Genomic DNA, 1,318 nt, shown 5'->3' on the forward strand with positions numbered 1-1,318 from the left:
AATAGATGGCACCACACGCCCAAGGATAGGAATGCATATTAAAAATAAAGATTGATGCTGTTCAATCAACACATAAACTAGTGCAAATTTGAGCAAACATATGATAACTAAGCTGAGGACTCCAATTGGACCACAACTTGGATCCTTCATGATTTGTAAAGTACGTAGTTTATCTCCAAAACCACCTACCCACGCATCGGCAGTATCTGCTAGCCCATCTAAATGCAATCCACCCGTTAGCCAGATCCATAAAGCGAGTACGATTGCCGCAAGTAAAAGAGCGGGTAATTTAACAAAAATACAGGTAACAAGAAAAAGTATGCCCCCAATAATCAGACCAACTAGAGGATAAAACAGAATAGCTCGACCATTTTGTTGCGCCGTTGGTATTGTTTTTAGCTCAATAGGCAGAACAGTTAAAAATTGCAATGCTATCCAAAAAGGTGTCATATCCAAGTCTCTAACTGATCTATATCTAAAAACAAATTGAATTATGAAGAAATAAAAATGGGAATAGCAATCCCTATTCCCATTAAAGAATTCAAAAAACTGAAAATCTATTGCATTTGATAGCACTGTTTCAATTTGATGTAGTCATAGTAAAAACTGGTTGGTGTATAACGTGCATAATTACATGCAGGTTTAAATAAAGTTTCTTTTTCGTTATAAAGCATTTTTACCAAAGTAGAGCCTTGGTTATTTTGGTAAATATCCCATTGTACATTTGCCGCCATAGGTGAAACTACTTCACCACGCCATGCGCTTGTCGAGTAATTATAAGTCTGACGTAGTGGTAACGGCTGCATCATATTATGCAAATCTAAGCTAGTTGCTAAAGGAATAATAATTTCAGCATGGGCAAAACGTAAAACTGCTTTATAAGGTTGGGCTTTATTCACTACGGCGTCAACTTGTTGGAACAGGTCTTGTTTAAGTCCTTGGGCGATTTCACTGGTGACTTGATTTGATTCTGTAAAGCTTGGACCTTTTTCGTAAAAATCATTGGCATCATTAAATTCAGCATAAAATTTTGCGGCTTCCAAAGGCATATATTTATCAAAATCAATACCTTTTAACTCATCTTTCATACCACCAGAAATTGAATAGAGTTCATAAATATAAGCCGCTGCATCAACTGCGCTGGCAATTGTATTTTTCCCCTTACCTTTTTCTGTAATTTGCTCACCTTTCGGCGAAGTTACTGTAAATGATCCGGTATTGCTAAAGCTATAACCCGTGGTACCGAGCTTTTTAATGAAGTCAGCTTTAAAAATCGGGCTGAGTACCAGTTGGGCAGTTTTTTCAGCCTGAGTATTTT

2 protein-coding genes are annotated in these 1,318 nt (G+C 37.0%); both read right to left on the reverse strand.

The annotated features are described in order from the left end of the window. Positions 1-450 (reverse strand): adenosylcobinamide-GDP ribazoletransferase (locus VXQ92_RS18435; protein ID WP_416682786.1); only part of this gene is annotated, 450 nt, incomplete at its 3' end. A gap of 107 nt (positions 451-557) precedes the next feature. Continuing rightward, positions 558-1,318, reverse strand: a 761-nt coding sequence (locus tag VXQ92_RS18440) for a histidine-type phosphatase (RefSeq protein WP_416682785.1), incomplete at its 5' end; no start/stop codon positions are given.

It is taken from the genome of Acinetobacter sp. 228 (assembly GCF_048147885.1).